The 21,558-nt window shown below is 68.0% G+C and carries 22 protein-coding genes and 2 pseudogenes; 12 read left to right on the top strand and 12 right to left on the bottom strand.

Annotated features, from left to right (window positions below; all coding sequences use genetic code 11):
- The first annotated feature begins 92 nt into the window (after positions 1-92).
- The 6 genes from SGA01_RS42275 to SGA01_RS28300 all read left to right on the top strand — a co-directional run bounded on the left by SGA01_RS42275 (position 93) and on the right by SGA01_RS28300 (position 5,146).
- Positions 93-221 carry a hypothetical protein gene (locus SGA01_RS42275; protein WP_255325277.1) on the top strand — a complete coding sequence of 43 codons (129 nt, stop codon included), beginning with the start codon at positions 93-95 and terminating at the stop codon, positions 219-221.
- 189 nt (positions 222-410) lie between these two features.
- Complete coding sequence (locus SGA01_RS42270; RefSeq protein WP_255325276.1) at positions 411-545, top strand: hypothetical protein; 135 nt, start codon at positions 411-413, stop codon at positions 543-545.
- A gap of 88 nt (positions 546-633) precedes the next feature.
- Positions 634-2,379 (top strand): asparagine synthase-related protein, encoded by a 1,746-nt coding sequence (locus SGA01_RS28315; protein WP_141299727.1) that lies wholly within the window; start codon positions 634-636, stop codon positions 2,377-2,379.
- A complete protein-coding gene (locus SGA01_RS28310) occupies positions 2,331-2,663 on the top strand; it encodes a PqqD family protein (RefSeq protein WP_141299724.1) in 333 nt (110 codons plus the stop codon). The genes SGA01_RS28315 and SGA01_RS28310 overlap by 49 nt, the downstream gene beginning before the upstream one ends.
- A 5-nt stretch (positions 2,664-2,668) precedes the next feature.
- Positions 2,669-3,076 (top strand): lasso peptide biosynthesis B2 protein, encoded by a 408-nt coding sequence (locus SGA01_RS28305; protein WP_141299776.1) that lies wholly within the window; start codon positions 2,669-2,671, stop codon positions 3,074-3,076.
- Positions 3,077-3,313: 237 nt separating this feature from the next.
- Complete coding sequence (locus tag SGA01_RS28300; RefSeq protein ID WP_229918522.1) at positions 3,314-5,146, top strand: ATP-binding cassette domain-containing protein; 1,833 nt, start codon at positions 3,314-3,316, stop codon at positions 5,144-5,146.
- 320 nt (positions 5,147-5,466) lie between these two features.
- On the opposite strand, the pseudogene SGA01_RS28295 reads toward SGA01_RS28300, so the two are convergent.
- The 4 genes and pseudogenes from SGA01_RS28295 to SGA01_RS28275 form a co-directional block, all read right to left on the bottom strand.
- Positions 5,467-5,670 (bottom strand): annotated as a pseudogene (locus SGA01_RS28295) (hypothetical protein); the annotation flags it as partial.
- A gap of 21 nt (positions 5,671-5,691) precedes the next feature.
- Positions 5,692-6,111 (bottom strand): hypothetical protein, encoded by a 420-nt coding sequence (locus SGA01_RS28290; RefSeq protein ID WP_141299718.1) that lies wholly within the window; start codon positions 6,109-6,111, stop codon positions 5,692-5,694.
- Positions 6,093-6,404 carry a hypothetical protein gene (locus tag SGA01_RS28285; RefSeq protein WP_141299715.1) on the bottom strand — a complete coding sequence of 104 codons (312 nt, stop codon included), beginning with the start codon at positions 6,402-6,404 and terminating at the stop codon, positions 6,093-6,095. Before SGA01_RS28285 ends, SGA01_RS28290 begins: the two co-directional genes overlap by 19 nt.
- Before the next feature lie 645 nt (positions 6,405-7,049).
- Complete coding sequence (locus SGA01_RS28275) at positions 7,050-7,616, bottom strand: endonuclease domain-containing protein (RefSeq protein WP_141299711.1); 567 nt, start codon at positions 7,614-7,616, stop codon at positions 7,050-7,052.
- Positions 7,617-7,792: 176 nt separating this feature from the next.
- Between SGA01_RS28275 and SGA01_RS28270 the strand changes: the two genes are divergently transcribed.
- Positions 7,793-8,601, top strand: a protein-coding gene (locus SGA01_RS28270; RefSeq protein WP_141299708.1) for an IS5 family transposase whose coding sequence is annotated in 2 segments (ribosomal slippage) — positions 7,793-8,132 and positions 8,132-8,601 — 810 coding nt in all. Because the reading frame shifts where the segments join, the coding sequence is not laid out codon by codon here.
- Positions 8,602-8,676: 75 nt separating this feature from the next.
- On the opposite strand, the gene SGA01_RS28265 is transcribed toward SGA01_RS28270, so the two are convergent.
- Positions 8,677-9,003 (bottom strand): hypothetical protein, encoded by a 327-nt coding sequence (locus SGA01_RS28265; RefSeq protein WP_141299705.1) that lies wholly within the window; start codon positions 9,001-9,003, stop codon positions 8,677-8,679.
- Positions 9,004-9,983: 980 nt separating this feature from the next.
- On the opposite strand from SGA01_RS28265, the gene SGA01_RS28260 reads away from it, so the two are divergent.
- The 3 genes from SGA01_RS28260 to SGA01_RS28245 all read left to right on the top strand — a co-directional run bounded on the left by SGA01_RS28260 (position 9,984) and on the right by SGA01_RS28245 (position 11,933).
- Positions 9,984-10,226, top strand: a complete 243-nt coding sequence (locus SGA01_RS28260; RefSeq protein WP_141299702.1) for a hypothetical protein — start codon at positions 9,984-9,986, stop codon at positions 10,224-10,226.
- Positions 10,226-10,498, top strand: a complete 273-nt coding sequence (locus SGA01_RS28255) for a hypothetical protein (protein WP_141299699.1) — start codon at positions 10,226-10,228, stop codon at positions 10,496-10,498. The genes SGA01_RS28260 and SGA01_RS28255 overlap by 1 nt, the downstream gene beginning before the upstream one ends.
- A 1,120-nt stretch (positions 10,499-11,618) precedes the next feature.
- Positions 11,619-11,933: a 4a-hydroxytetrahydrobiopterin dehydratase gene (locus tag SGA01_RS28245; protein ID WP_141299693.1), complete on the top strand. Its 315-nt coding sequence runs from the start codon at positions 11,619-11,621 to the stop codon at positions 11,931-11,933.
- 545 nt (positions 11,934-12,478) lie between these two features.
- Here SGA01_RS28245 and SGA01_RS28240 read toward each other — a convergent pair.
- On the bottom strand, positions 12,479-12,925 hold the full coding sequence (locus SGA01_RS28240) for a hypothetical protein (RefSeq protein WP_141299690.1): 447 nt from the start codon (positions 12,923-12,925) through the stop codon (positions 12,479-12,481).
- An 8-nt stretch (positions 12,926-12,933) separates the two neighbouring features.
- The gene (locus tag SGA01_RS28235) at positions 12,934-13,359 is read right to left on the bottom strand and encodes a hypothetical protein (protein ID WP_141299687.1); all 426 of its coding nucleotides are present in this window, start codon (positions 13,357-13,359) and stop codon (positions 12,934-12,936) included.
- A gap of 208 nt (positions 13,360-13,567) precedes the next feature.
- Between SGA01_RS28235 and SGA01_RS28230 the strand changes: the two genes are divergently transcribed.
- The gene (locus SGA01_RS28230) at positions 13,568-13,951 is read left to right on the top strand and encodes a DUF5958 family protein (RefSeq protein WP_141299684.1); all 384 of its coding nucleotides are present in this window, start codon (positions 13,568-13,570) and stop codon (positions 13,949-13,951) included.
- Positions 13,952-14,036: 85 nt separating this feature from the next.
- Here SGA01_RS28230 and SGA01_RS28225 read toward each other — a convergent pair whose 3' ends face one another.
- Both SGA01_RS28225 and SGA01_RS28220 read right to left on the bottom strand, forming a co-directional pair.
- A complete protein-coding gene (locus tag SGA01_RS28225; RefSeq protein ID WP_141299682.1) occupies positions 14,037-14,597 on the bottom strand; it encodes a hypothetical protein in 561 nt (186 codons plus the stop codon).
- Positions 14,598-14,839: 242 nt separating this feature from the next.
- Positions 14,840-15,823: a hypothetical protein gene (locus tag SGA01_RS28220; protein WP_229918521.1), complete on the bottom strand. Its 984-nt coding sequence runs from the start codon at positions 15,821-15,823 to the stop codon at positions 14,840-14,842.
- A gap of 311 nt (positions 15,824-16,134) precedes the next feature.
- On the opposite strand from SGA01_RS28220, the gene SGA01_RS28215 reads away from it, so the two are divergent.
- On the top strand, positions 16,135-18,039 hold the full coding sequence (locus SGA01_RS28215; protein WP_141299676.1) for an ISL3 family transposase: 1,905 nt from the start codon (positions 16,135-16,137) through the stop codon (positions 18,037-18,039).
- Between the two features lie 493 nt (positions 18,040-18,532).
- Here the strand turns inward: SGA01_RS28215 and SGA01_RS28205 are convergent, their stop codons facing one another.
- From SGA01_RS28205 to SGA01_RS42255, 3 genes and pseudogenes are all read right to left on the bottom strand, one after another.
- Positions 18,533-19,018 (bottom strand): Imm1 family immunity protein, encoded by a 486-nt coding sequence (locus SGA01_RS28205; protein WP_141299673.1) that lies wholly within the window; start codon positions 19,016-19,018, stop codon positions 18,533-18,535.
- Entirely contained in the window at positions 19,015-19,827 is an 813-nt protein-coding gene (locus SGA01_RS42260) for a DddA-like double-stranded DNA deaminase toxin (RefSeq protein ID WP_229918520.1), read from the bottom strand. The genes SGA01_RS28205 and SGA01_RS42260 overlap by 4 nt, the downstream gene beginning before the upstream one ends.
- 964 nt (positions 19,828-20,791) lie before the next feature.
- Positions 20,792-21,256: pseudogene (locus SGA01_RS42255) on the bottom strand (ALF repeat-containing protein); the annotation flags it as partial.
- Positions 21,257-21,558: the final 302 nt, after the last annotated feature.

Raw genomic sequence — 21,558 nt, 5'->3', positions numbered from 1 at the left:
ACCAACTCCTGCTCTACAGAAGAAAGCCCGCACACGGTCTCCTGAATGAGCACCGTTCGCAGAAACACCCTCTGACAGTCAGGAGACCGGCCATGGCCGAGCAGCCCACTACCCCCGCCGTCGACTTCTCCCCCGAGGTGAACATCCACCCCGTCGACGAGCTCACCCTCGGCACTTACACGGGACGCTCCGACGACAAGGAGGACTTCTTCGAGAGCTGACCGACCCGATCTCACCGCGAACCGGGGGCTGTCGCACTGCGACAGCCCCCGGCCTCGTGTCCGGGTATCCGCACTCCCCATATTTCCCCTAGGAAGTCACCAACTCGTGCTCTACGAAAGGGAGTTCGAAAGCGATGTCATAGATGTGCACCACCCAAGCAGGCACTACCGACACCAAGGAGGCCGGCCATGGCCGAGCTGACCCAGACCACCGTCCCCGCCGTCGACTTCACGGCCGAGGTCAACGTCCACCCCGTCGCTGAGCTCACCCTCGGGCGGCAGACCTTCAACGACTCCGACAAGGACAACTACTTCGAGGGCTGATCGCCCCGGCGCCACACGAACCCGGGGGTCGCCGCACAGCGGCGGCCCCCGGGCCCATTTTCCGGAATCGAGCAGGAGGCACAGAAGCATGGGAGAGCAGTGGCTCGCCGGTGGACCGGCGGCGGACGGCAGCGGTCTGATCGTCGTTGACCTCGGAGACGTCCGCGTGGGCCCCGGAAGCCGCGCGCGCAGCGCGACAGAGGGCAGTGCAACAGTCACGGTGGTCGGAGATTGCCCGGTGGAGGAGACGGAACTGCACCGCGTGCTCGTGGCCGTACGAGCGGGACGATGGGAGGACCTGACGGGCTGGCCGGGTTCGTACTGGGTGATGGCCGCAAACGAGCGCGAGCGGTTTGTCTGCGGGGACCTGGCCGGGCTCCGGCCGGTCTACTACACCGCCGACGGGACGTGGGCGTCTCACCTTCGCCTCCTCAAGAAGCGTCTCGTGCCTGAACTGGCGTTGGCGGCCGCGCGGGTCGTCGCGGGTAGCGACCACTGGCCCGGCCGCAGCCCGTACGAAGGGATCAACCTGGTGCCGGGCGGACACGGCCTGCTGCTCCGCATCGGACAGGTGCCGAAGCTCGTCGATGTCACCGCGATCCAGCCCGCCGAAGACCTGCAATCCGGCGCCGCCCAATTCGGAGCAGCCCTCACCCAGGCCGTTCAGTACCGGGTGAGGGCCGCCGGTGCGACGGTAGGCGCGGACCTGTCCGGAGGCCTCGACTCCTCCGCGGCCGTCGTTCTCGCCTCCCAGGTCGGCCAGGTGCACGCGGTCACCTACACCGACGCCTACACCAGCGCCGAGGACGCCTCCTTCGCTGCCCGGATCGCCGAGCACACCGACATCGAGCACACCATCGCGCACGGCACCGACGAAGACCTGCCCTTCTCCTTTCCCACCGGCCAGCCGACCGGCCTGGAGCCGGCCTTGAGCGCAGCCCTGTTCGAGATGGACCGGACCTACCTCGCGCCGGTGGCCGGCTTGCCCCTCCACCTGACCGGACACGGCGGCGACGTCGTCCTGGACGCGACGTCCTCGGTCTGGGTCCGGCTTCTCCAGGACGGCAAGCGCCGCGCCGCGCACCGCCAGATCGTCGCCTACGCCCGGATGCGGAACGCAGCGCCCGGGCCCTTCTGGCACGGCCTGAAGGACACCGCGGCGCTCGGCCGGACAGGGGTACTGGAGAAGGCCGTGGAGCAGTTGGAGAAGAACCGGCTGCAGAACGCACCCGGCGTGGGCGGGTGGTCCTGGTGCCGCCTCGGCACCGCCGCATCCTGGCTGACCCCCAACGGCCGTGCCCAGGTGGCCATGCTGCTCCGGCAGGCCGCCGCCGACACCTCCCCGCCTGAGAGAGCCGACGAGTTCGACCAGTGGGCCGCGCTCCGCTTCACCGGCGCCTCGGCGCGCGGCTGGGCCCCGTACGCCGACGCTCTCGGCATCCGCCCCGTCTACCCGTACCTCGACAACACCGTGGTCCGCGCCGCGTTCGCCGTACCGCCGGAGGCCCGCCGTGGCCTCTACACCTTCAAGCCGATGCTTTCGGCGGCCCTGCCGGACCTCCCTGACTGGCTGCTCGGGCGCCGTTCCAAGGGCTCCTTCACCCCTCAGCGGGTGATGGCCTTCCAGCAGCACCGCTCCCAGCTGGGCGACCTTCTCGCCGTCAGCCCCCTCATCACGTCCGGCCTGTTCAACCATGACGCCGTGGCCGACACCCTCGCCCAGCTCGGACAGGGCCGCACCCCGATCGGCTCGGCAGACATGCACCAGCTGCTGACGGTCTCCTGGTGGCTCATCGGCGCCGGCACCTGCTCCTCCACGGGGACATCATGCTGACCCCGGCCAAACGCATTCATCACGCCACGGACGCGCACGGGACCGTGATCCTCGACGTCCGCAGTGCGACATGGCTCATGCTCGGTCCGGACGTCTCCCGAATCTGGCAGGCGATCGTCACCAACGGCACCACCGCTGGCCTCGCCGACGAACTCGCCATCCCCACCGGCCGCGACCCGCACGCCGTCAAGCAGGGCATCGACAGTCTCGTAGCTCAGTGGCGGCAGGACGGGGTCCTTGCCGACCCCACCCGTACCCCGCGCCGAAGGTGGTGGGAGCGTTGACGCAGATGGTGCCGGTACCGCTGGACACCCCAACCCTGCCCGAGCGGATCCTCGCCGCCGTGGGACTCGCCCTCTCCCTCACACTCAGCCGCCTGCCGCTGAGATACCGCATCGCTACCGTCCGGGCGCTGCGCCGCCTTCCCTCAGCCAGCCGCAGGCGGGTCGTCTGCCTTGACACGGCAGTACGCCACGTCACCCCCACCTGGTGGCCAGGGCGGATCGCGTGCATGGAGATCAGCCTCGCCACCGTCCTCGCGACCGCCCTCACCGGCCGCCGCGCTTCCTGGGCCCTCGGCGCGCGCCGGCTGCCCGACGCAGCGCACGCCTGGGTCGACACCGCCGAGGGGCCGGTTGGCCACGACGTCGGCGATGGCGCGGACCGGCCCTACACCCGCGTCCTCTCCATCCCCTAGGACGCACCCCAACGGCCGTGGCTCGAGGAGACACGCCTCCGTCTTCCCGGGCCAAGGCTTCTCGATCGGGTGAATCCGGTAACGCAAAGTTGACGGCCTGATTGTCTGACCGGCTCCGATGTGTGCATGCCGCCGACAATCCCGTTGCCCCCAGGTGCTACGGCGCGCGTTCCTAGGCCCGTGAGTTCTACCGCCACCATCGCGCCGCCGGCCACTGCCGTCAGCCAGCCTCCCGTCATGCGCATGGCCTCCGACCGGTACCAGGACGCCAACGCGACCATGTCGACCTGGGCCATCGCCCGCCGCCTGCCGAGGACCCTCGGCCGAGCCGTCCGGCTAGGCTGGGCCACCGACCACCGAGCCGTCCTGTCCCTGGCCGCCTGCCAGGGGGCCGCCGCTCTGCTCACTGCCATCGCGCTCGCCGCCACCACGCGTGTGCTCGCCGGTCTGTTCACCGGCGACGTTCTGGCAGGGCTCCAGGGCCGCGCCGGGGCTCTGGCCGTCCTCTGCATCGCCCTCAGCGGGCGCTACCTCTTCGACGCCGCCGCGCGGGCCGCTGCCGCCCGCCTGGCCCCGAAGGTCGTACGGGAAGCAGACCTCCGGGTCATCGCGGCCTCCACGGCGGCCGAGCTCGCCGCGTACGAGGACCCAGACTTCGAGAACGCACGCCAGGCCGCCGCCGACGGCGCGGACAAGACCCGCGACCTCATCCTCGACACCCAGCTCCTCACCTCCGCTGCCGCCCAGATCGTTGCCGCCGCCGCCGTCGTCGCCGCCCTGCACCCAGCCGTCCTCGGCCTGCTCCTGCTCGCAGCCGCCCCATGCGCCTGGGGCGCCGTCCGGGCCGCGCGGATCGAGCACGACGCGCACCACCGCAACCTCGGCGACTCCCGGCTGCGCAACGTCTTCCGCTCCTACACCACCGAGCAGGCCACCGCCGACGAAGTCCGCGCCGGCACCATGGCCGACTTCCTCACCAACCAGTACCAGATCATCTCCAGCCGCCTCGAAGACGAGCAGCTCGCCGCCACCCGCAAGGCCCTCACGGTCCGAGGAATCGGCGATGCCCTCACCGCCCTCGCCACCGCCGCCGCATGGGCCGCGCTCGTCCTGCTCGTCTCCACCGGCCGCATCGAACTCGCCGCCGCCGGCGCCGCCGCCTTCGCCCTACGCACCGCCTCCGCCGCGCTCAGCACCACCGTCCGCGCCGGCGCCGGACTCTTCCGGACCTCGCTCGCCGTCGGCGACTGGCACCGCTTCCTTGCCGTCGCCGGACCCTGGACGGCCCGCCGCGGCACCGCCCGCATCCCGGAGACCGGCCCCGAGGTGATCAGCGTCAACGACGCCGCCTTCACCTACCCCGGAACCGACCGGCCCGCGCTCTCCGACATCAACCTCGACCTCAAGCGCGGCGAAGTCGTCGCACTCGTCGGCGAGAACGGCTCCGGTAAGACCACCCTGGCCAAACTCCTGACCGGCCTGTACCTCCCCACCGGCGGAAGCGTCCACTGGGACGGCATCGACCTCGCCCAGGCCGACCCGGCCACCGTGTACCGGCACCTCGGGCTGGTCCCGCAGGACTACACCCGCTGGCCGCTCGACGCCCGCGCCAACATCCACCTCGGACAGCCCCGGCCCGCGGGAGACCCTGCCATCCACGCTGCAGCCGAAGCATCCGGTGCCGATGCCGTCATCGCCCAGCTCCCCAAGGGCCTCGACACATCCCTCGCGCGTTCCTGGTGGGGCGGACACGACCTGTCCGGTGGGCAGTGGCAGCGCCTCGCCATCGCCCGCGCCTTCTACCGCGACGCTCCCGTCCTCGTCATGGACGAGCCAACAGCCGCCCTCGACGCACGGGCTGAGCACCGGATCTTCACCCGCCTAAAGAGCCTCGCCGCCGGCCGCGCCACCCTCTTCATCACCCACCGCCTCGCCAACGCGCGTCTCGCGGATCGCATCGTCGTTCTCGAGGGCGGCCGCGTCATCGAGACAGGCACCTACGACGAACTCCTCCAACGCGGTGCCGGGTCCACGTTCTACGAGATGCTCCAGCTGCAGGAAGGGGCATGAGAGGTGACGACGGCGGGGAGGACGTCCAGCGCCTGCGGCTTTCTACGGGCCAGGCCGGAACACCCCCGCGGACGCGGGGGTGTTCCGCTCGACGCCGAGATCCGCGCCGAATACGGCGACTCCTCCCCGCCGACGCGGGGGTGTTCCGCGACAACCGCGCGCTGGGGCTGACCTCCCGGGCGATTGTCGCAAGCGCCTCATGGGGCCCCCGTGCCACAGCCCGGCCCTTGCTGACATCGCCCGCACATCGGGCGCCGCATTCGCCCGCACTACGCAGGCTCCAGTCGCGAGTTCAGGTTGAGGTCACACGCCCAGCCTGAGACGCCGCCGCAAGCAATGGAAGGCAGCACCTCAACGGGCCAGAAGGCGGTGGTCTCGTCCGGGTACTCGCGGGAGGGGGGAACAAGATGGACCGCCGTGGAGGGAAACGCGCGTTCGGCCTGCCACTGGAGCCAACTGGCCTTGAGGTCGTTGATGCGCTTGCACGGGTAGCCCTCCAGCATCCCGCCGTAGGTCGAAGACATCCGTGACCTGGCCGCCTTGCTTCAGGTCGCCGTTCGGGGAGTGTGCTCGTTCACGCGGCCCTCCCACGCCCCGACACAGTGGGCGAGGTCCTCCGAGAGATAGACGTGAAACCGGCATGGCGGGTCGATGACCGTGGCCATGTACACCCGCGCGTCTCCTGCATCGTGGAGCCCGTCCACAGCCTGAGCCAGGCTCTCCAGTCGACCCAGATCAAATTCTCCGGTCTCCACCAGCATGTCCAGCCGGTCGCACCAGACCGCCCACAACGTGCGGGCCGAGGCCGTATTCGAGGGGACCTCCCACCGCGCGCCCGACAGCAGAGCGGCCAAGGCCGCGGGCCCGCTGATGGAGCCATCCCGGGCCAGAGCGGACCTCAACGCCTCGAACGTCAAATCTCCCCCCTCGGGTTTGATCTCGGCGCTCAGAACCTGTCGCCCCATCCGAACATGCCTTTGTACGCGCGCTGGAGTGTGTGTCGTCCGTGGTCCCCGTCGGCGTAGGCCCATGCGAGGGCTGCGGAGAACCAGAGCAGAAGGACTCCTCCGACGATGCCCAGAGCGACCAGCTTCCCGTTCCAGCTGAGGAGGACCAGGGCAATGGTCACGATTGCCGCGCCGACGTGGGCTCCCCACGCGTCGAGCGACGCAGCCTTACGTGCCTCTCTACGTTCGGCCCGTTCTACGGCAAAGCGTTCCCCTCGAACAGACCGAGGTTCGTTCTTATCGAAGTTCAACTCATCCCCCTGGCCCTGACGCTACATGGACCCGGACCACGTTGGCAGAGGAGCACCGAGGGGGATATGGACCAGGTACTGGACGGTCGACGTGCTTGGCATCCCGCCGATGCTCGGCCAGGACGCGGTGATCACCTCCGTCGATCCCGTTACCGGGGAGGCGGTCCCTCACCGCTGACGGCGGGCTGATGGTCTGGGATCCGGCGGACGCCGTGGTGTTCGTCGGGCAGCGCCCTGGCGGCGGCCCTGCGGCCACCGCCTGCTGTCGCAGCGGTCCCCACGCCTGGGCCCGCAGGGCTCCACACCCCTCGGGGGTGCTGATCGGCTGGCTGACCGAGGAGTTCGGTCCCCGGCCGGGCCTGTGGGCGGTCTGGTCTCCGCCGCCTCCGGCGTACCTCGCCGGACCCGCCCCCACCGGGGACCGCCGGCCCCCGGACCCACCGGACCCCCTGAACCGGGGCGGGGCGCCCGTCAGACGGGCTGGGCGGCGAAGACAAAGAGGCCCCCAGCGCTGCGGACGGACGCGTACCCGTCAGGAACTGACCGGGGCCGCAACCTTGTCTGCGGGGACGAGGTGAGACACGGGCCAACGTCTAGACGCTTTCCCTCAGCCCAGAGGGCGGTGGGGCCTCAGTGGTGGAACGCTCACGCCCACCCCACAAACCCGTGCTTGACCACCTGCGCATCGTGTATGAAGGCCCAGGATGTCGGCAGGTAGGCGTCGTCGCGGCCGCGGATAACACGGGCTTCTGGGCGGCGCGCTGGCGGATTGGCTAGGTAGGCGTCGAGGACCGGGATCGGGAAGCCGGCGCCGCGACGGCGCTTGCGCTCATACGGCGCCAGCTCGTGCAGGTTGCACGGGAGGCAGAGGATCCCGCGAACGCAGCAGCGGTTGCTGGAGCCCTTCATGCCGCAGCAGTGATGGTCGTGATCGATCTGCCAGGGGCGTGGTTCGACGTGAGGGATACCGCCGTCGCAGGGTTCCTCATTGTCCCCGCATAGGGCGCACCGAAAATTTTGCGCGCGCCAGATGGCGTTGTACTGGGGGATGGTGAGCCCGTAATTCTCGATGCCCCGGCGCATCCGGTAGCACCCTTGGCACTCACGGCCCCGCACCAGGCGGGCCGCCCATGCCCCACAGTCGCAGAATTCACCGTCCCCCTCGAGTTCGATCCGCGTCATGATCTGCTCGATCTCTTCCGGGGAAATCATGCCGGGATCTTAGAGCTCGCCGCTGACAGCGCCCACCGTCGTCGATGTCCTGTGTCAGCGTCGGTAGTAGTCAGCCATGCGCTGACCTCGGCGGACTATTGGTTTTACTGATCGTTTCAGAATGAGTTGAGCTGTGGGTCTTGTGCTCGGTGATCTTGGTCGGCAGGGTGTCCGGGGTGCGTGCTGATCTTGTTCCGGATGACCTGTGGGAGCGGGTGGCTCCGCTGCTGCCGTCCGCTCCCGAACGGCGCCGTCGCCACCCGGGTCGACTTCGGGTTCCGGACCGGGCGGCCCTCGCGGGCGTCATGTTCGTACTGCGGACCGGTGTCGCCTGGCGCGATGTTCCGGCCGAGACCGTGGGCTGCTCCGGGGTGACGGCCTGGCGCCGGCTGCGGGACTGGACAAAGGCCGGCGTCTGGCCGCGTCTGCATGCCGCCCTGCTGGCCGAACTGCGCCGCGCTGACCTTCTGGGCCTGGACGACTGCGCCGTGGATGGGTCGCATGTCCGGGCCCTGAAAGGGGGGATCACGTCGGTCCCTCGCCCGTCGACCGTGCCCGTCCCGGCTACAATCACCATCTGATCGTCGACCGCCACGGTGCACCGCTTGCTGTCACGCTCACTGGTGGGAACCGACATGACGTCACCCAGTTGCTGCCGCTGCTGGACGCTGTCCCAGCGATTCGGGGCCTGCGAGGACGCCCCCGCCGCAAGCCCCGGTGTCTGTATGCCGATCGGGGCTACGACTTCGACAAGTACCGCCGTCTGCTGTGGAAGCGCGGCATCAAGCCGATGATCGCCCGACGCGGGGTCGCACACGGCTCCGGGCTGGGAAAGGTGCGCTGGGTCGTCGAGCGCGCCTCCGCCTGGCTGCACCAGTTCAAGCGGCTCCGCATCTGCTACGAACGACGCGCGGATCTGCACCAAGGTTTCCTCGAACTGGCCTGCAGTCTCGAATGCTTTCGCCGTCTCCGAACTTCATTCTGAAAGATCAGTGACAGGCGACATGCCGGAGGTGGTGGCAGGGCGGGAAAGTCGGTTCCTGCCCTTGGGCGGCTGAACTCAGGGGAGGTCGAAGGTGATGCTCCCCGAACCGTCCCAGTCCGGCGCCTCCGTGAGCGTGAGAGTTCCATCCTCTGCCTCGAAGACTCTCACCAAGATCCCGCCGTTGTCCTCGCCGGGAAACACTATGCAGAAGTGGGGGTCCATCTCCATGAGGAAGTCCCAGCCCTCGCGCTCGGTCGTGTCGAGGGCATTGGCATGCCGACCGGTTGCCCGCCACGTGCCGACCGCGTCGACAGTGACGGTGATGTCGATGTCGTACTTCTCAAGGCACGTCGCGTGATTGGCCCACCATTCGAGGCGGGCCTGACCCGCGAATCGATCCATGAGCACACTATGCACGGCACCCAGGCCGGACGGGCGAGTCTGTGCGGCTGCCGGCCGCCGTGGGGCAGGCTGTGAGCCAGAGTCGCAGGGGCAGGCCGGACAGGTCCTCGCCTCAACCGGCGGCACCGCATGTGCCCTCGCTGCCTCCAGATCTCATTTTGAAACCATCAGTTAAAGGGATGTGCCGGGGATCCTGTACCACTCAGACGGACAGCGACTGGGATGCCGCACTGCACGGGGCTTCTGTGCTACAAGCTCGTCCACGGCCAGCTTGCCGACTATCGGGTTCGACGAGCGTTGCTGATCGCTCCGTTCACCACAGCGGGCGAGAAAGGAGGGCCTGTCATCTACGGCATCCATACGGCTGCGAGGGCTTTGCTGCATCAGCCGGATGTGACGCGAGGCTTGAGCGATCTACCGGTGGGGGAGAACTGCCCTGTGGGCAGCACGCTGCCTCCTGTGAGACCGGGAGACGCAGGACTCGTGATCAGAAGACGTATCGCCGAGGATCTCCGGCAGCCGTGGGTTCGGGACGTGAGTCACGACTGGAAGCCGCCCCACTCCAAAATCCGTTGCCCCGTTCGTCGGTTCCGATGAAAGTGGTTCAGACGGGACCAGGGCTGAGGTAAAACTGCAGCTCACGAGGTGTGCTCCCCGCACCCGCGGGGATGGTCCCGAGGGATTTACCAAGCGGCAGGTCGCTGAGAACTGCTCCCCGCCCGTGTGTGGGGGGTCTCGTTCTGCGCGTCCTTCGCGTGGGCAGGGTTGTTTGTTCGATTCATACCGCCTGCCTATGCCTGTTTCGGCAAGTCCGAAGGGCCGTCCACGTGGGGTTTGAGGGCGGGCGTGACACGGCCTCCCGGGCGCCGGTGGTGCGTACGGAGCGTGATCCGGGGCCGGGTTCGACTGGAGTGGTCACGGACTCTTCCACCCGGCGATACCGTGGTGAGATCCGCCAGTTTCGCACCCTGGAGCCCTCGATGAGTGAACAGCCAGCCTCCACTGACACTGCCCCTGCTGCCCGGCAGCGGCTGGAACCCTCGGCCGCCTTGGCGGTCCGCGCGTACGCGGCCCGGACCCGCGAGAACGCCGACCAGTTCGCCGCCGTCCTGGAGGACATCGCGGAGAACGGACTGCCGTCGGTGGAGGACTGCACGCCGTGGGAGGACCTGCGCGAAGCCCACCTGGCCCGGCTCGCAGCCCAGCGCCCGGCCGTCGCCTGATGGCCCCGCAGCACAGCCCACGCCGCGCCCGGATCACTTTCTCAGACTCCGCAGCCAAGCAGCTGGAGAACATCACCAGCGAGGCGGAGATCCACGCCCTGGACCGCGCCCTGGTCGTCGTCTCCGTAGACCCCGACGTCGGCGAGCCCCTCCCCGGCGACGGTGCCGGTCCCCACCTGCGCCAGTACACCGACGACATCGAGCGCGTCCGGCTCTTGTACTGGGTTACGGTGCTGCGCACCGTGGTCGTCGTTGCCTACATCGAGGTCTGATCCGCGAAGGAGTCAGTGTGCCGGCGATCGTCCAGGACCTCTCCGGCCAGCGCGATCTCGGCGGGCTGCGCAGGGTGGCGAGTGCCCGGTTATGGCCACCGTGCTCCTGGATGGCCCGGCGTAGGACTTCGCCCGGGTCGATCAGGCCGCACCTGCGAGGATGGCCCCTCTCGGAGGGTGGCACCCTTCCAAGATCCGACTTGTTCCCCGCATCCGCGCGGATGTTCCCGCGCGGAACTGCTCGCGGCCGGACGGCACCTCCTGTTCCCCGCACCCGTGGGGATGGCCCCCGGACGAGACACCGGGACAGTTCCGACTCAACTGCTCCCGGCCCCTGCGAGGATGGTCCCGCGACCGGCAGGTACCACTCCAGCTCAACCTGCTGCTCCCCTGCACCTGCGGGGATGGTCTCTCAGGACCTCGACGCCGTCACTGCCGGACTCACCCACACCTGAAGCTCCGGCGTCGTCGAAGGCCACGTGAAGGGGGTCAGAATCTTCAAGAGAGCGATGTGCGGTCGGGCCCCGTTCCAACTTCTCCGAACCTGTGTTCTCGCCCGACCATGACCTGGGTGGCATATCTTTCTCGTCGGTCGCCGTGAGGCCGGGTACGTTCACCTCGTGTGCTACTACGCTGAACATCCCTACAAGTTGCACTACGCGTGCGTGCGCTGCCGCATTGCGTTCAAGCGGCATCCAAAGCCCGGCGAGCACCGATGTCCCCGATGCTCAGGGCCAATGGCCTGTGCTGGCCACGACTTCGCGGCCCCGCGGCGTCGAGACGTCAAGGCGTGGACCGTTGTTGCTGTGGTACTGAACGCCGGACTGCGTTACGAGGGCCGGGAACCCTGCGGTTGCGGCAAGGCACCCAAGTACCGTCCGCGTACCCGAGCTCAGCTGCGAGCGCGTCGAATCGCAGCAACCCGAACCGGGATCTCTGTCGCCGAAATGCTGGGACGCGTAGATCCACAAACATCCGCATGACCCGTGGTGCATGAGTGGTACGGGTCCGCCACCTCGCCCACAAGATCATTCACGGCGGACCATGCGACCGTGGCAGGATGCCCCGATCGGGCGGGCCCTCGCCGAGGCCCTCGCGCCCGTGACCGAGGGGAGCTGACATGGGTGTGCCGGAGCCGCTGACCGAGGCAGAGATCGAGGCCGCTCTGGCCGGTGTGCCGGGGTGGGAGCGCGAGGGCGAGACGATCAGCCGCACGTACCCAATTCGGTACCACGCAGGGGTGGCCGCCATCGTCACGATCGCGGACCGGTCGCGCCGGGTCCAGCACCACGCGGACATCGACCTGCGCATGGACCACCTGCGGGCGTCGATCACCACACATGATGCCGGGTACCGGCTCACGGCAGCCGACTTCGACCTTGCGCAGCGGATCGATGCGATCGTGGCCGCACACCAGGCGCTCCCGCTCGACTGACCCGCGCTGTTGAAGCCGGTGCGTGGTCCGCTGGCACCTGACCCCGGACGACGAAGCCGCCTCTCCGCCTGGTGGCAGAGAGGGCGGCGGCTCTATGCGGTGGGGGTGTAGTGGACGCCTGGTCGGCAAGCCTGTCAACCGAAGCGTGACCGCGCTGGATTCGGCTTCCGCAAGTCAAGTCGTGCCCAGAGATCCGTTGGGGTCAGAGAGGCCTGTGTCAGAGTGACGAGTGTTCGGGGTGCGGGCTCCCGTGACATCGCTAAGCGCTCAGGTTCGTCCACCTGGCGCTCACCGAGGTCCCCTTGATGGGCGCCCGAGCAGCCTCTCCGAGGCGCCGAGCGACCCCATTTTGGGAATGCTTCGCCCAATCGAAGGCATCACCGCGCCTCTACGTCTTGGGAACGAAGGTAGACGAGGCGCGCTGCTGTGGAATCTCAGGAAGCTCTGGTTCCTGTCGCGGCTGAGGGAGACGGCGGCGATCTCGGAAAGAGCATGTGATGAGCAAGCAACGGGCGTGCGACGACAGGACTCTTGGCCTCACCAGATCACGCTGAGAGGCAGCCGCCAGAAATAGCCGAGGGTGTTGTCGCGCTGACGGCATCACTCGCGCAGGCCCTGCGCCCATCTGGCTGGGCCGGTGGGACCAGAGACTGTGTCGAGCGGGCTGCCTCGACGAAGGGTGCGCGCAGGGCAGTGAACTGCTCCATGAGTGGATCGCGGACGATGCCGCCGATCATCCGCGACCAGGTACCCGGCGCACGGTCGACGACTGCAAGAACACCGGCGATCTCGCTCTCCGTCATGGACTGGCTCTCCTCGAGGCAGTACTCCAGCAGGCCGCGGTCTGCCCATCGTTCCTCGTCTTCCCGGTCGGGCCATTCCATGAGGAGTTGCCAAGCGACGAACGCCGCGCTGTGATGATCGTTGTCGCAGATTTCCGCATTGAGAGGGCACCAGCCGGCCTCCAGAGCCTGTACTGCCGAACGGAGCACTGCCCTGTCTAACGCATGGTTCTCCAGTGTCCGGCAGTACTTCCGCAGTGCTTTCGCATGACATAGGAGTTCTGGCGGTGCCAGAGTTCCAGCGGGCCGAGGGTCGTCTCCACCGCCATGCCGTGAGCGGCGAGTTGAGCGTGACGTTCCTCAGGGACGACACCGGGCAGCTGCTGAACGGTGCGCGCGAGCGCGTCAGAGGCCCGCAGGAAGGCGGCAGATGCGTCGGCCAGCGCGGCCCGCTGCCGCAGCTCGAGCTCGCCGCGTGTCTGGACACGGGCCGCGGTCACGGAGCCATGGGCCTGGTTGACACCCGAAACGACGGTCGCGTCCGCCGATTGGCGGCCGCTGCGCCTGGCCCACAGAGCGGCTACGAACGCGATGGGAGGGGTGAGCAGTGCGCCGGCGACAGTGCCGAGGTCTACCAGGTTCATAGAGCCGATGCTGTCGGCCCGGCCCTATGACCCTGGCACCATGGCAGATACTGCCGCAAAGTGACAGACCATGATCACCTCTGTATTCGCCAGAGGCTGGGGCACTGCCGGATCGCGGGAGCGGACTGTTCCCGGGTTCGCCGCCTGCGTTGTCGCGGGTGCGGATTACGGCCTTCGTTCGGAACGTGTGTCGTGAAATCATCAAGCGATGACCGAACCGAGCAGTGACGGTGGCCGCACCTTCCGGCGCGCAACCGATCGGGTCGCTCTCGGGATCGCCCAGGGGCTGTGCACGTTGGACGATGGTGTGGGCTGGTTCTCCGGCCTTACCCCGACATGCCGGCAGGGGGTTCTGCGGGAGGTCGCTGGCTATGCGATGCAGGCGCATATCACCGCTGCGGACGGCCGTGCGGGGGTGGCGCGGTCCGGTGTGAAGCCCACGGCCAACCCCGCGGTAATGATCTGTATGGGCCCGCCCCGCTACGGGTTCGCGGGCCTGCCCTCCGCCGAACACATCAAGGCGTTCCGTGTCCTCGTTTCCGTGTTCGCCGTTGCTGACACTCGCCGTCGTGGCTGTGTTGGCGCGGCCTAGCAGCGAATGTCGGTGGCTACTGGCAGCAGCTGCTGCCAGTAGCCGTGGGAGTGTCAGCGAGAATCGAGAGCGGTCCGCTCTCATGTCAGGGGAGGACGGCGCGGACGTGGTCTGCTGAGAGATGCAGCTCGTACGGACAGCAGCAGTCGGAGCAGAGCGTGGCGACGAGGGTTGCGCAGGCACACCGCTGGTTCAGTCCGCCGGTCGGTGTCGCTCCGCAGCAGGCGGACGAGGCGTGGTGATACTCCAGGCCGTGGGCGTCGTCCGGGTTGATGACGATGTTGCCTCGCGGGCCTTGTGACACGAGGTATTGCCCGTGCTCGTCACTTATCGTCCCGTAGCGCGGCATCGCCTCCGCAGGCACCTCGGAGACCACCAGGGGAGCGCCGTATGGCTCTGTCTCGACGGCATAGCGGCCTGAGGGCACAGTCGGCGGCGACGGACCGGGCTCCTCGGCGTCCCACCACGCGTGGTACGGCAGCTCGGGAACCGCCGGCAGTCGAGTGAGGGGGCCCGTCAGAGGGACTTCACATGTCATGCAAACGAAGACCACCGCCTCGGCCTCTGTGTCGCTCTCGGCAGCGGGGGCGCGGTGCTTGGGCGCCGCATTGCCGGTTTCCTGATCCTGGTCGCGTCGGTCGTGCATGCGCTGACCGTACGAGGCATGCTGCCTGGCTTTGCAGCCGACCCTGCCAGCGCACCACACGTCAGTCACCCAGAGTCAAGCGACCAAGTGCTGCTGAAACTCGGGTTCTGGTCCAACTTCTGTGGTGTGCCTATTCCCTGTGCCCGTGGGCCTTGCTGGTAGGTCCCGCGAGATGTGACCGAGCACCGTACCTGGCCCCGGTGGACAACTTCGATGCACAAACGGGGCCGAGGTCTGGGCGCTCAAGGCGAGGAGGCCCAGGGGTCGTCCGATGGTTCGGGCTCTTCGGGGTGGAGCATGCAGCGAATACAGCGCCGGAGTCCCGGTTCACCGGATCCGGCGGCGGCGTTCATCCACGGCAGGGCGTCCATGGCATGCACGCGTTCATCTGTGGCGAAGGTGTTGATGGTCTGGTGGAGGTACTCGGGGGCGGGTTCGTCCGTGAGGCAGAGCCAGCCGATCGCCGCGGCCAGGCGGACTTCGGGCGCCTCTGTCCAGTCTTGCCACCGCTCACGGAGCCACCAGACGGTCGGCGGATGTGCGTGGGCCCGGCTGGTCTCCGCGGCGGCAAGGAGCAGGGCGGCACGGACTATGGCGTCATGCTCCGTGGCGAACCTGGCAGCGAGGTCGCTTCGGACCGTGTGGTCGGGGTCGGCGGCGGTGGCCAGAGCGTAGGCGGCGTCGATGCGGATGGTGGGGTCGGAGTCGTTGAGAAGGGGCAGGAGCACGGGTGCTTCGGCGGTGATCGCGGCGCGGGCGGCGGCCACCGACCAGCCTGCCGGGTAGCCGGTCACCTCGACGCCGTAGTCGTCGTAGTCGTCGGGGGCGTGACGCCGAGGATCGGTGCGGTGGAGCAGGAGTTCATCGCGGGAGGCGACGCCGAAGTGCTGGGCGCGGGCCGGGCTGGAGAGTACGCCGAGGGCGGCGGCACGGTGTGGGTGGTGGGCATCGGTGGCGATGGGGATCAGGAACGGTACGGTGAGGGCGACGGCGGCCCGGCTGTCGTTGGCACACAGGCCCCCCAGCACGCCCGTCGCGTGGCTTGCGGGGTCCTCGCCGGTGTGCAGCAGGTGAACGGCCTTCCGGGCATCGTTCCCGTGAGGGAAGTTCCCCCACGGAACGGCGTCGAGAAGCAACCCGCTGTGGGCCCCGGACTGGATGCCGGCCACCACCGCCCGCACATCGAACGCGCCTCCCGCGAACGAGGCCAGATCCGCTCCGTCCACCAGCGCCCGGCACATATCGAACGCCGGATCGGTCCGCCAATCCCTCACACCACACCCCCGCCGTCGAATCCCCAGAGATTCGATCATGCCTTGCCCGCCCGCCCGTCCGTCCGTCCCCGCCGGTCGGCTGCCGGACATCCAGGGGCACATCCCGACACACCACGAAGCGCCGAGAACCCGGAAGGCACCCTCTCAGGGCGAAATGCGTTCGGGCCAACCGGAATGCTCAGGGGCCACCTATCGCGTTCAGTCACACGAGATCGTCTGGAAACTGCCGGTGCCGACCGCGTTTGGGCTGATGGTTCTGGGCTGTGCGCGAGGTACTGCTCCGGCTGGAAGAGCTGCTCTTCCTGGCGGATCCGGGGATCAAGGTGGAGTCGATGCAGGACGATGGCGAGGTGATCCGAATCGGTGTCAGATGCCGGACGACCGGGGCTCGGTGCCCAGGCTGCGGAAGCTGGTCGGGGCGGGTGCACGGCTCCTACCTGCGGTTTCCCGCTGACCTCCCCATGTCGGGACGGCGGGTGGTGCTGCAGCTTCGTGTCCGGCGCTTCACGTGCAAAGACGTCTCCTGCGGGCGGCGGACGTTCGTCGAGCAGGTTGCGGGCCTGACCCGTCGGTACAGCCAGCGGACCGAACGAATGCGGTCGGCGCTGGCTGAGGTCGGCCTCGCCCTGGCCGGTCGCGCCGGTGCCCGGCTGGCCGACGTCTTCGGGGCGAGGGTCAGCCGGAACACGGTCCTGCGGTTGGTCGACGCTCTCCCGGAACCCCAGCCACAGGTCCCGCGTGTGGTCGGCGTCGACGAATACGCGATGCGCAAGGGCCGTATCTACGGGACCGTGCTGGTCGACGTCGAGACCCGCAGACCGGTGGACCTCCTGCCGGATCGCGAGGCAGGCACTGTCGCGGCCTGGCTGGCCGAGCACCCGAGCATCGAGGTCGTCTGCCGCGACCGCGCCCCGTTCTTCGCCGAGGGCGCCAGCATCGGCGCGCCCACCGCGGTCCAGGTCGCCGACCGATTCCACCTCTGGCGCAACCTCGGCGAAGCGGCCGAACGGTGCGTCTCCCGCCACCGCCCGTGCCTCCGTGCGACCTTCGCAGAGTCGGCGCCGGAGAAGACTCCGGCTCCGGAACAGGCCGAGAGCGGGTCGCCATGGCCCACCGGGCACCGATTCGCCGACCGCACCCGCGCCAAACACGCCACCGTCCACGCGCTGCTGGTCGCCGGCCACAGCCGACGCTCGATCCAGCGACAGCTCGGCATGACCTACCGCACCGTCCAACGGCTGGCCGACGCCGCCAGGCTGGAAGACCTGTTCCAGGGGCAGTGGCAGAACCGCAGGACGAAGCTCGACGACTTTAAGCCCTACCTGCACGAGCGGTGGTCTGAGGGTTGCACGAACGCCTGGGCCCTCTGGGAAGAGATCAAGACGCACGGCTACACCGGCGGCTACGGCGCCGTCCGCGCCTACCTCCAGCCGTTCCGCACATCCCCGACCGCACCTGCAGCCCGTCCGCCGTCCCCACGCACGGTCACCGGCTGGATCCTGACTCACCCCGACACCCTGCCGGAGAGCGAGCGCCTGAAGCTCAAATCCGTCCTTGCCGGCTGCCCCGAACTCGATGCCCTCACTGGGCACGTCCGCGCGTTCGGGAAGATGCTGACCCAGCTCCAGGGTGACCAGCTCCCTCAATGGATCAAGGCGGTCCGCGCTGACGACCTGCCCAGCCTCCACGCCTTCGTCAACGGCCTCGAACGAGATCTCGTAGCTGTCACCGCCGGCCTAACGCTGCCGTGGAGCTCCGGCATCGTCGAAGGCCACGTCAACTCGCCCAGGTCCCAGGTCGTAGTCGCTGACCGTGATCATGTGGCCGGTGAAGAAGCCGCGAACGTGGGCCTCGACGCTTGCTATCGCCCGCTGGCTGCGCTCGCTCTCGAACATGATGGAGAGGATCTCACGGCTGGCCTAGGTGTCCTGGCTGTGCGTCCGCCCCGCCGCAGGCGAGGCGGACCCGGATGGTTCAGCCGGCCTTGGCGGGCTCCTCGGCTCGGGCTCGGATGGAGGCGAGGCGGTAGGAGTCGGTGCCGTCGGCGGTGCGCCCACGGGGACGTCCGCCGTTGGTGGCCGCGTCCTCCACCACCGGCCGCAGCCGGCTCGCACCGGAGGCGATGTGCTGCTTGCCGGCCTTCGCCAGCGACGCGGACCAGGCCTTGACCGGCTTGCCGTCCGCGCCGATGACCGGCCGCCCCTTGTCGTCCTTGACCGTCCACTCGGCCCGCACCTGCGTCTTGCCGCGCACGCGAGCCTCGGAGCCCTTGCGGGTGAGCCGCGGCCGCACGTGATGGGCGGCCAAAGCCTTCAGGCTCGCTCACGGGGGCCGCCGGCCTGCACCTCCTGGACCACGGCCCGACTGGGCCGCGGTCCAGGAGGCGGTCAAAGGTCCAGGCTCGGCCTCATGCGCGTGCAGCTGAAAGATCACCCGACCAGAAACTCTGTTCGACCTACACGTTCCGTTGCCGAGAGGGGGAGCGAGAAAACTCGAATGAAGGAGGGCAGCGAGATCTTCCGGAAGGCCGCCGAGTAGCGATGGAGGCGAGGCGGTGATCCGATTCTGTTTGGGTAATTCCGTGCAGCGAAACACCATCACGGCAACGCAGTGGACCTGCGAGAAAGAATCCCGCAGGTCCACCCTTATTCCTGTTCGCTATCAGTCGAGCCGTGTGCCATTCTGGTTTCCGGTAACCCAGCGAATCCCGCTAGGCCGACGGCCTTGCGATTGGCAGAATTCCTCTACTGCCTTGCGAACTTCTGTTAGGGGGAGCACTCCTCGGGGGTCGAAGTATGAGGGGGCGTAGTGGTCGGAGAGAACCGTTGATCCCCCCTCTCTCGATCGCCCACTATCGGAAACCCAGAAGTGATTTCCCATATCACTTCCAGTTTCGCTTTCGATTCGTTCGGCTTCGCTATCGCTTACGAACCAAACGATTCCGCCGAGATCACTCTCGAGGTTTGCGCTGACGTCTAGGAAGCCGATCGGGGTCTTTTCCTCTTCGCGATCAAAGGTCAGCCAGACCGCTTTCACGTGGTTCTCGTCGCCAATCCCGGGGCGGAACACCTCGCGAAGGGAGTCCTGGACCTCTTCAGGGCTTCGGAGAAAGCGAGTTTCTTCATTGAAATGCACGGCCACAATCACGGCGTTGTCCTCTTACCGTAGAGCGTCACCGGACTTCCGGAGCCCGGATAGTATACCTTGAGCGTCGATCCTATCGGAAGGATCGCCTCCACGGCGTTTGTGCAGTTCCAGTATTTGTTGCATACGCCGTTGTTGTTATTGATCACGACTGTTGCGTGCTCGATTCCGTTGTTTTTCATGAAGGCGGCATACTTTGCCTCCACGTGAGAAGCGATGCTGTATCCGCCCTTGGTCTTGTTGGGGTACAGCGGGTGACCTGAGGTTTTCAGCAGCTCATCGGCCTGGCTGTAAAGCCTGTCGTGTTCGCCGCTCATCAGCATGCGGAGCTCGTCGGTGTCAGCGGCGGGTATTTCCGTCCCGTCCAGTGCTCGGATCTGCCCCCAGGTCTTGTCCCCAAGCTGCTTGTAGACCGGAAGGCCGTCGAAGATCTTGCTGACCCACAGCGGGCAGGCTGCGTCCGTGTTGTGGACGAGTACGGCAGTGGTGCTGGTGGAGGCGTAGTAGGTGTGAAGGTCATCTACCGTGAGGTCATAGGCATCCTGGAGTCCGTGCCAGTCGCGGGTGTGGGCGATGGTGGCGGTGTTGTTCTGCGGCGTGCGCAGGGTGTCGCCGGCCTTGAGGTCGGCTGCGTCTTTCCAGGTTTGGTCGCCTTCGGACCAGTAAGGGTGGTGGCTGGTTGAGGTGAGTGTGGAGCCGTCGGTGAGGGTGACGTCGGTGAAGTTCCGGGCGTCGAGGACCGGTTTCGCCAGTAGTGGGGTCGGTGGCCGTGACGAAGTCGCCGGTTCGGATCTGCTCGATGGGACGGCCACTACCGTCGGCCATCACGACGTTGGTGCCGGCGGGGAAGCTGTGTGCTGCTCCGGTCAGGCAGGAGACGGTGCGACGTACGGTACGGCCCGCTTGTATGGCTTCGACGGCGTTGTCGATCTTGCCGAGGAGCCTGAGCTTCCCCCAGGGCGTGACGCCGAGGACAGCTACCGAGCAGGCGAGGGCAGCGGGGTCGTTGATGCAGGCCTGAATGTCGGCCAAGCCCGATACTTCATAGGCGATATCTGCCCATACGCGCGGGTCTTTCGCCGCTTCGATGTGCGGGGCGAAATCTGTTGTGCAATCCCCGATCCGATACCCGTAATAGGGAATGGTGTACGAGAAGCAGATCTTCTTGGAATCGGGCTCGTTTGCCTTGCGCTCCTCTTCCGCCTGCCGGAGTGCTTCCGCCATCTCCTGTTCGTAGAGGGTGAGCGTGTGCTGCCAGGCGGCCTTCGCGGCGGCTTCCGCCTGATCCGCGCTCTTGTCTGCGGCAAGGGCATCGGCCCGGGCGGCGTCCGCAGACCTGTTCGCTGCCGCTGCGGACTGGCGGGCGTATGCGGCGGAAAACGAGGCGGCGGCGGCGGAGGACTCCGCTGCTGTGGCGTCGGCATTGGCCTGGTTGGCAGCGTTGCGTGCGGTAGCGGCAGATGCGGCTGCGTCAGCGGCGCTCTGCTCGGCGCTGTCCGCGGAGGCGTCGGCTTCGTTGGCGTACCCCTGGGCGGCATCCGCGGACTGCTGCGCCGCGACGGCGGCCGCAGTGGCTTCGGCGGCGGCGTTGATGGCCTTGGCTGCGGCTTCGGTGGCGCGCCATGCGTCTGCGTGTGCCGTGGCTGCGACCAGGGAGCCTTCGGCGATGAGGCGTTCGACCTGGTGGACGTGGTGAGTGGCGAGGTCGTCCTTGCGCTGGGCCATGTGCCGGCCGACGGTGACGAATTCGTGCACCAGTTGCGGCGGGCCGGCCAGGGCGATCTTGGCCGCTGACTGGACCTCAGGGCCCCCGGTCTCAGCCAGTCGGGCGGCGATGACCTTCTCGTCGGTGACGCTCTCGCCGTACTGCCCGACCTGGAGGAAGGTCGCGAGTACTCTTCCGGTTCCGTTGGCGAGCGCGGCCTTCGCGGCTGCGCTGACGCCGGGGCCGCCGGTCTGGGCCAGGCGGGCTGCTGCCACCTTCATGTCGTCGAGCCCGGCCTCGTACTGGCCGGTGGCGTAGAACGTCTCGAGCTGCTCGGGGGTTCCGGTGAGGACTCCCGTAGCCGCGGTGCGCACCGATGCGTACGGGCTCTGCGTGCTCAGGTTGACGACACGCTGGCGGATTTCGTTGTGGTCGGCTTCTTTCCAGCGGGTGCGCAGGTAGTCCAGGACGTCCTGGTCGGTACCCGACAGTGCCCGGGCGGCGGCTTCCTTGTGCCAGGGGCCGAGGAGTTTCATGGCCTGCATGGCAAGCTGGCGGCCCTTGAGGGCGGTGGCCTGGATGTCGACGTCGGGCCGGCCGGCCTCCTGAGCCAACGCGTCGGCGGTGATGCCCAGCGCCAGGGCCTGCTTCTGGGTGGTGGCGGCCGCCCCGATCCCGATTTCGGTGACGGCCTTCATCGAGCGGGCCTGCTCGATCTGGCCCTCCGTCCGGGTCAGCAGGTCGGCGGTCTCGGTCTGCCTTGCCAGGGAGAAGACCTCCTTGGCCTTGTCCACCGCAGTTGTCGCGGCGGCGGCCGCCTCCTTGGCGGCCTCGGCGT

Origin of the sequence: Streptomyces gardneri, from assembly GCF_006539185.1 — a bacterium.
GTDB classification, from domain to species: Bacteria; Actinomycetota; Actinomycetes; order Streptomycetales; family Streptomycetaceae; genus Streptomyces; species Streptomyces gardneri.
The sequence above is the reverse complement of the archived record's forward strand: the minus strand, read 5'-3'. Positions and strand labels throughout refer to the sequence as shown.

Bases quoted from the DNA above. Each gene is read 5' to 3' on its own strand.
- SGA01_RS28255 (WP_141299699.1), top strand. From the start codon at position 10,226: ATGGCCCCGCAGCACAGCCCACGCCGCGCCCGGATCACTTTCTCAGAC.
- SGA01_RS28245 (WP_141299693.1), top strand. From the start codon at position 11,619: ATGGGTGTGCCGGAGCCGCTGACCGAGGCAGAGATCGAGGCCGCTCTG.
- SGA01_RS28290 (WP_141299718.1), bottom strand. From the start codon at position 6,111: ATGGGGCGACAGGTTCTGAGCGCCGAGATCAAACCCGAGGGGGGAGAT.
- SGA01_RS42270 (WP_255325276.1), top strand. From the start codon at position 411: ATGGCCGAGCTGACCCAGACCACCGTCCCCGCCGTCGACTTCACGGCC.
- SGA01_RS28315 (WP_141299727.1), top strand. From the start codon at position 634: ATGGGAGAGCAGTGGCTCGCCGGTGGACCGGCGGCGGACGGCAGCGGT.
- SGA01_RS28235 (WP_141299687.1), bottom strand. From the start codon at position 13,359: ATGAACCTGGTAGACCTCGGCACTGTCGCCGGCGCACTGCTCACCCCT.
- SGA01_RS28230 (WP_141299684.1), top strand. From the start codon at position 13,568: ATGACCGAACCGAGCAGTGACGGTGGCCGCACCTTCCGGCGCGCAACC.
- SGA01_RS42275 (WP_255325277.1), top strand. From the start codon at position 93: ATGGCCGAGCAGCCCACTACCCCCGCCGTCGACTTCTCCCCCGAGGTG.
- SGA01_RS28265 (WP_141299705.1), bottom strand. From the start codon at position 9,003: ATGGATCGATTCGCGGGTCAGGCCCGCCTCGAATGGTGGGCCAATCAC.
- SGA01_RS28260 (WP_141299702.1), top strand. From the start codon at position 9,984: ATGAGTGAACAGCCAGCCTCCACTGACACTGCCCCTGCTGCCCGGCAG.
- SGA01_RS28225 (WP_141299682.1), bottom strand. From the start codon at position 14,597: ATGCACGACCGACGCGACCAGGATCAGGAAACCGGCAATGCGGCGCCC.
- SGA01_RS28300 (WP_229918522.1), top strand. From the start codon at position 3,314: ATGCGCATGGCCTCCGACCGGTACCAGGACGCCAACGCGACCATGTCG.
- SGA01_RS28305 (WP_141299776.1), top strand. From the start codon at position 2,669: ATGGTGCCGGTACCGCTGGACACCCCAACCCTGCCCGAGCGGATCCTC.
- SGA01_RS28275 (WP_141299711.1), bottom strand. From the start codon at position 7,616: ATGATTTCCCCGGAAGAGATCGAGCAGATCATGACGCGGATCGAACTC.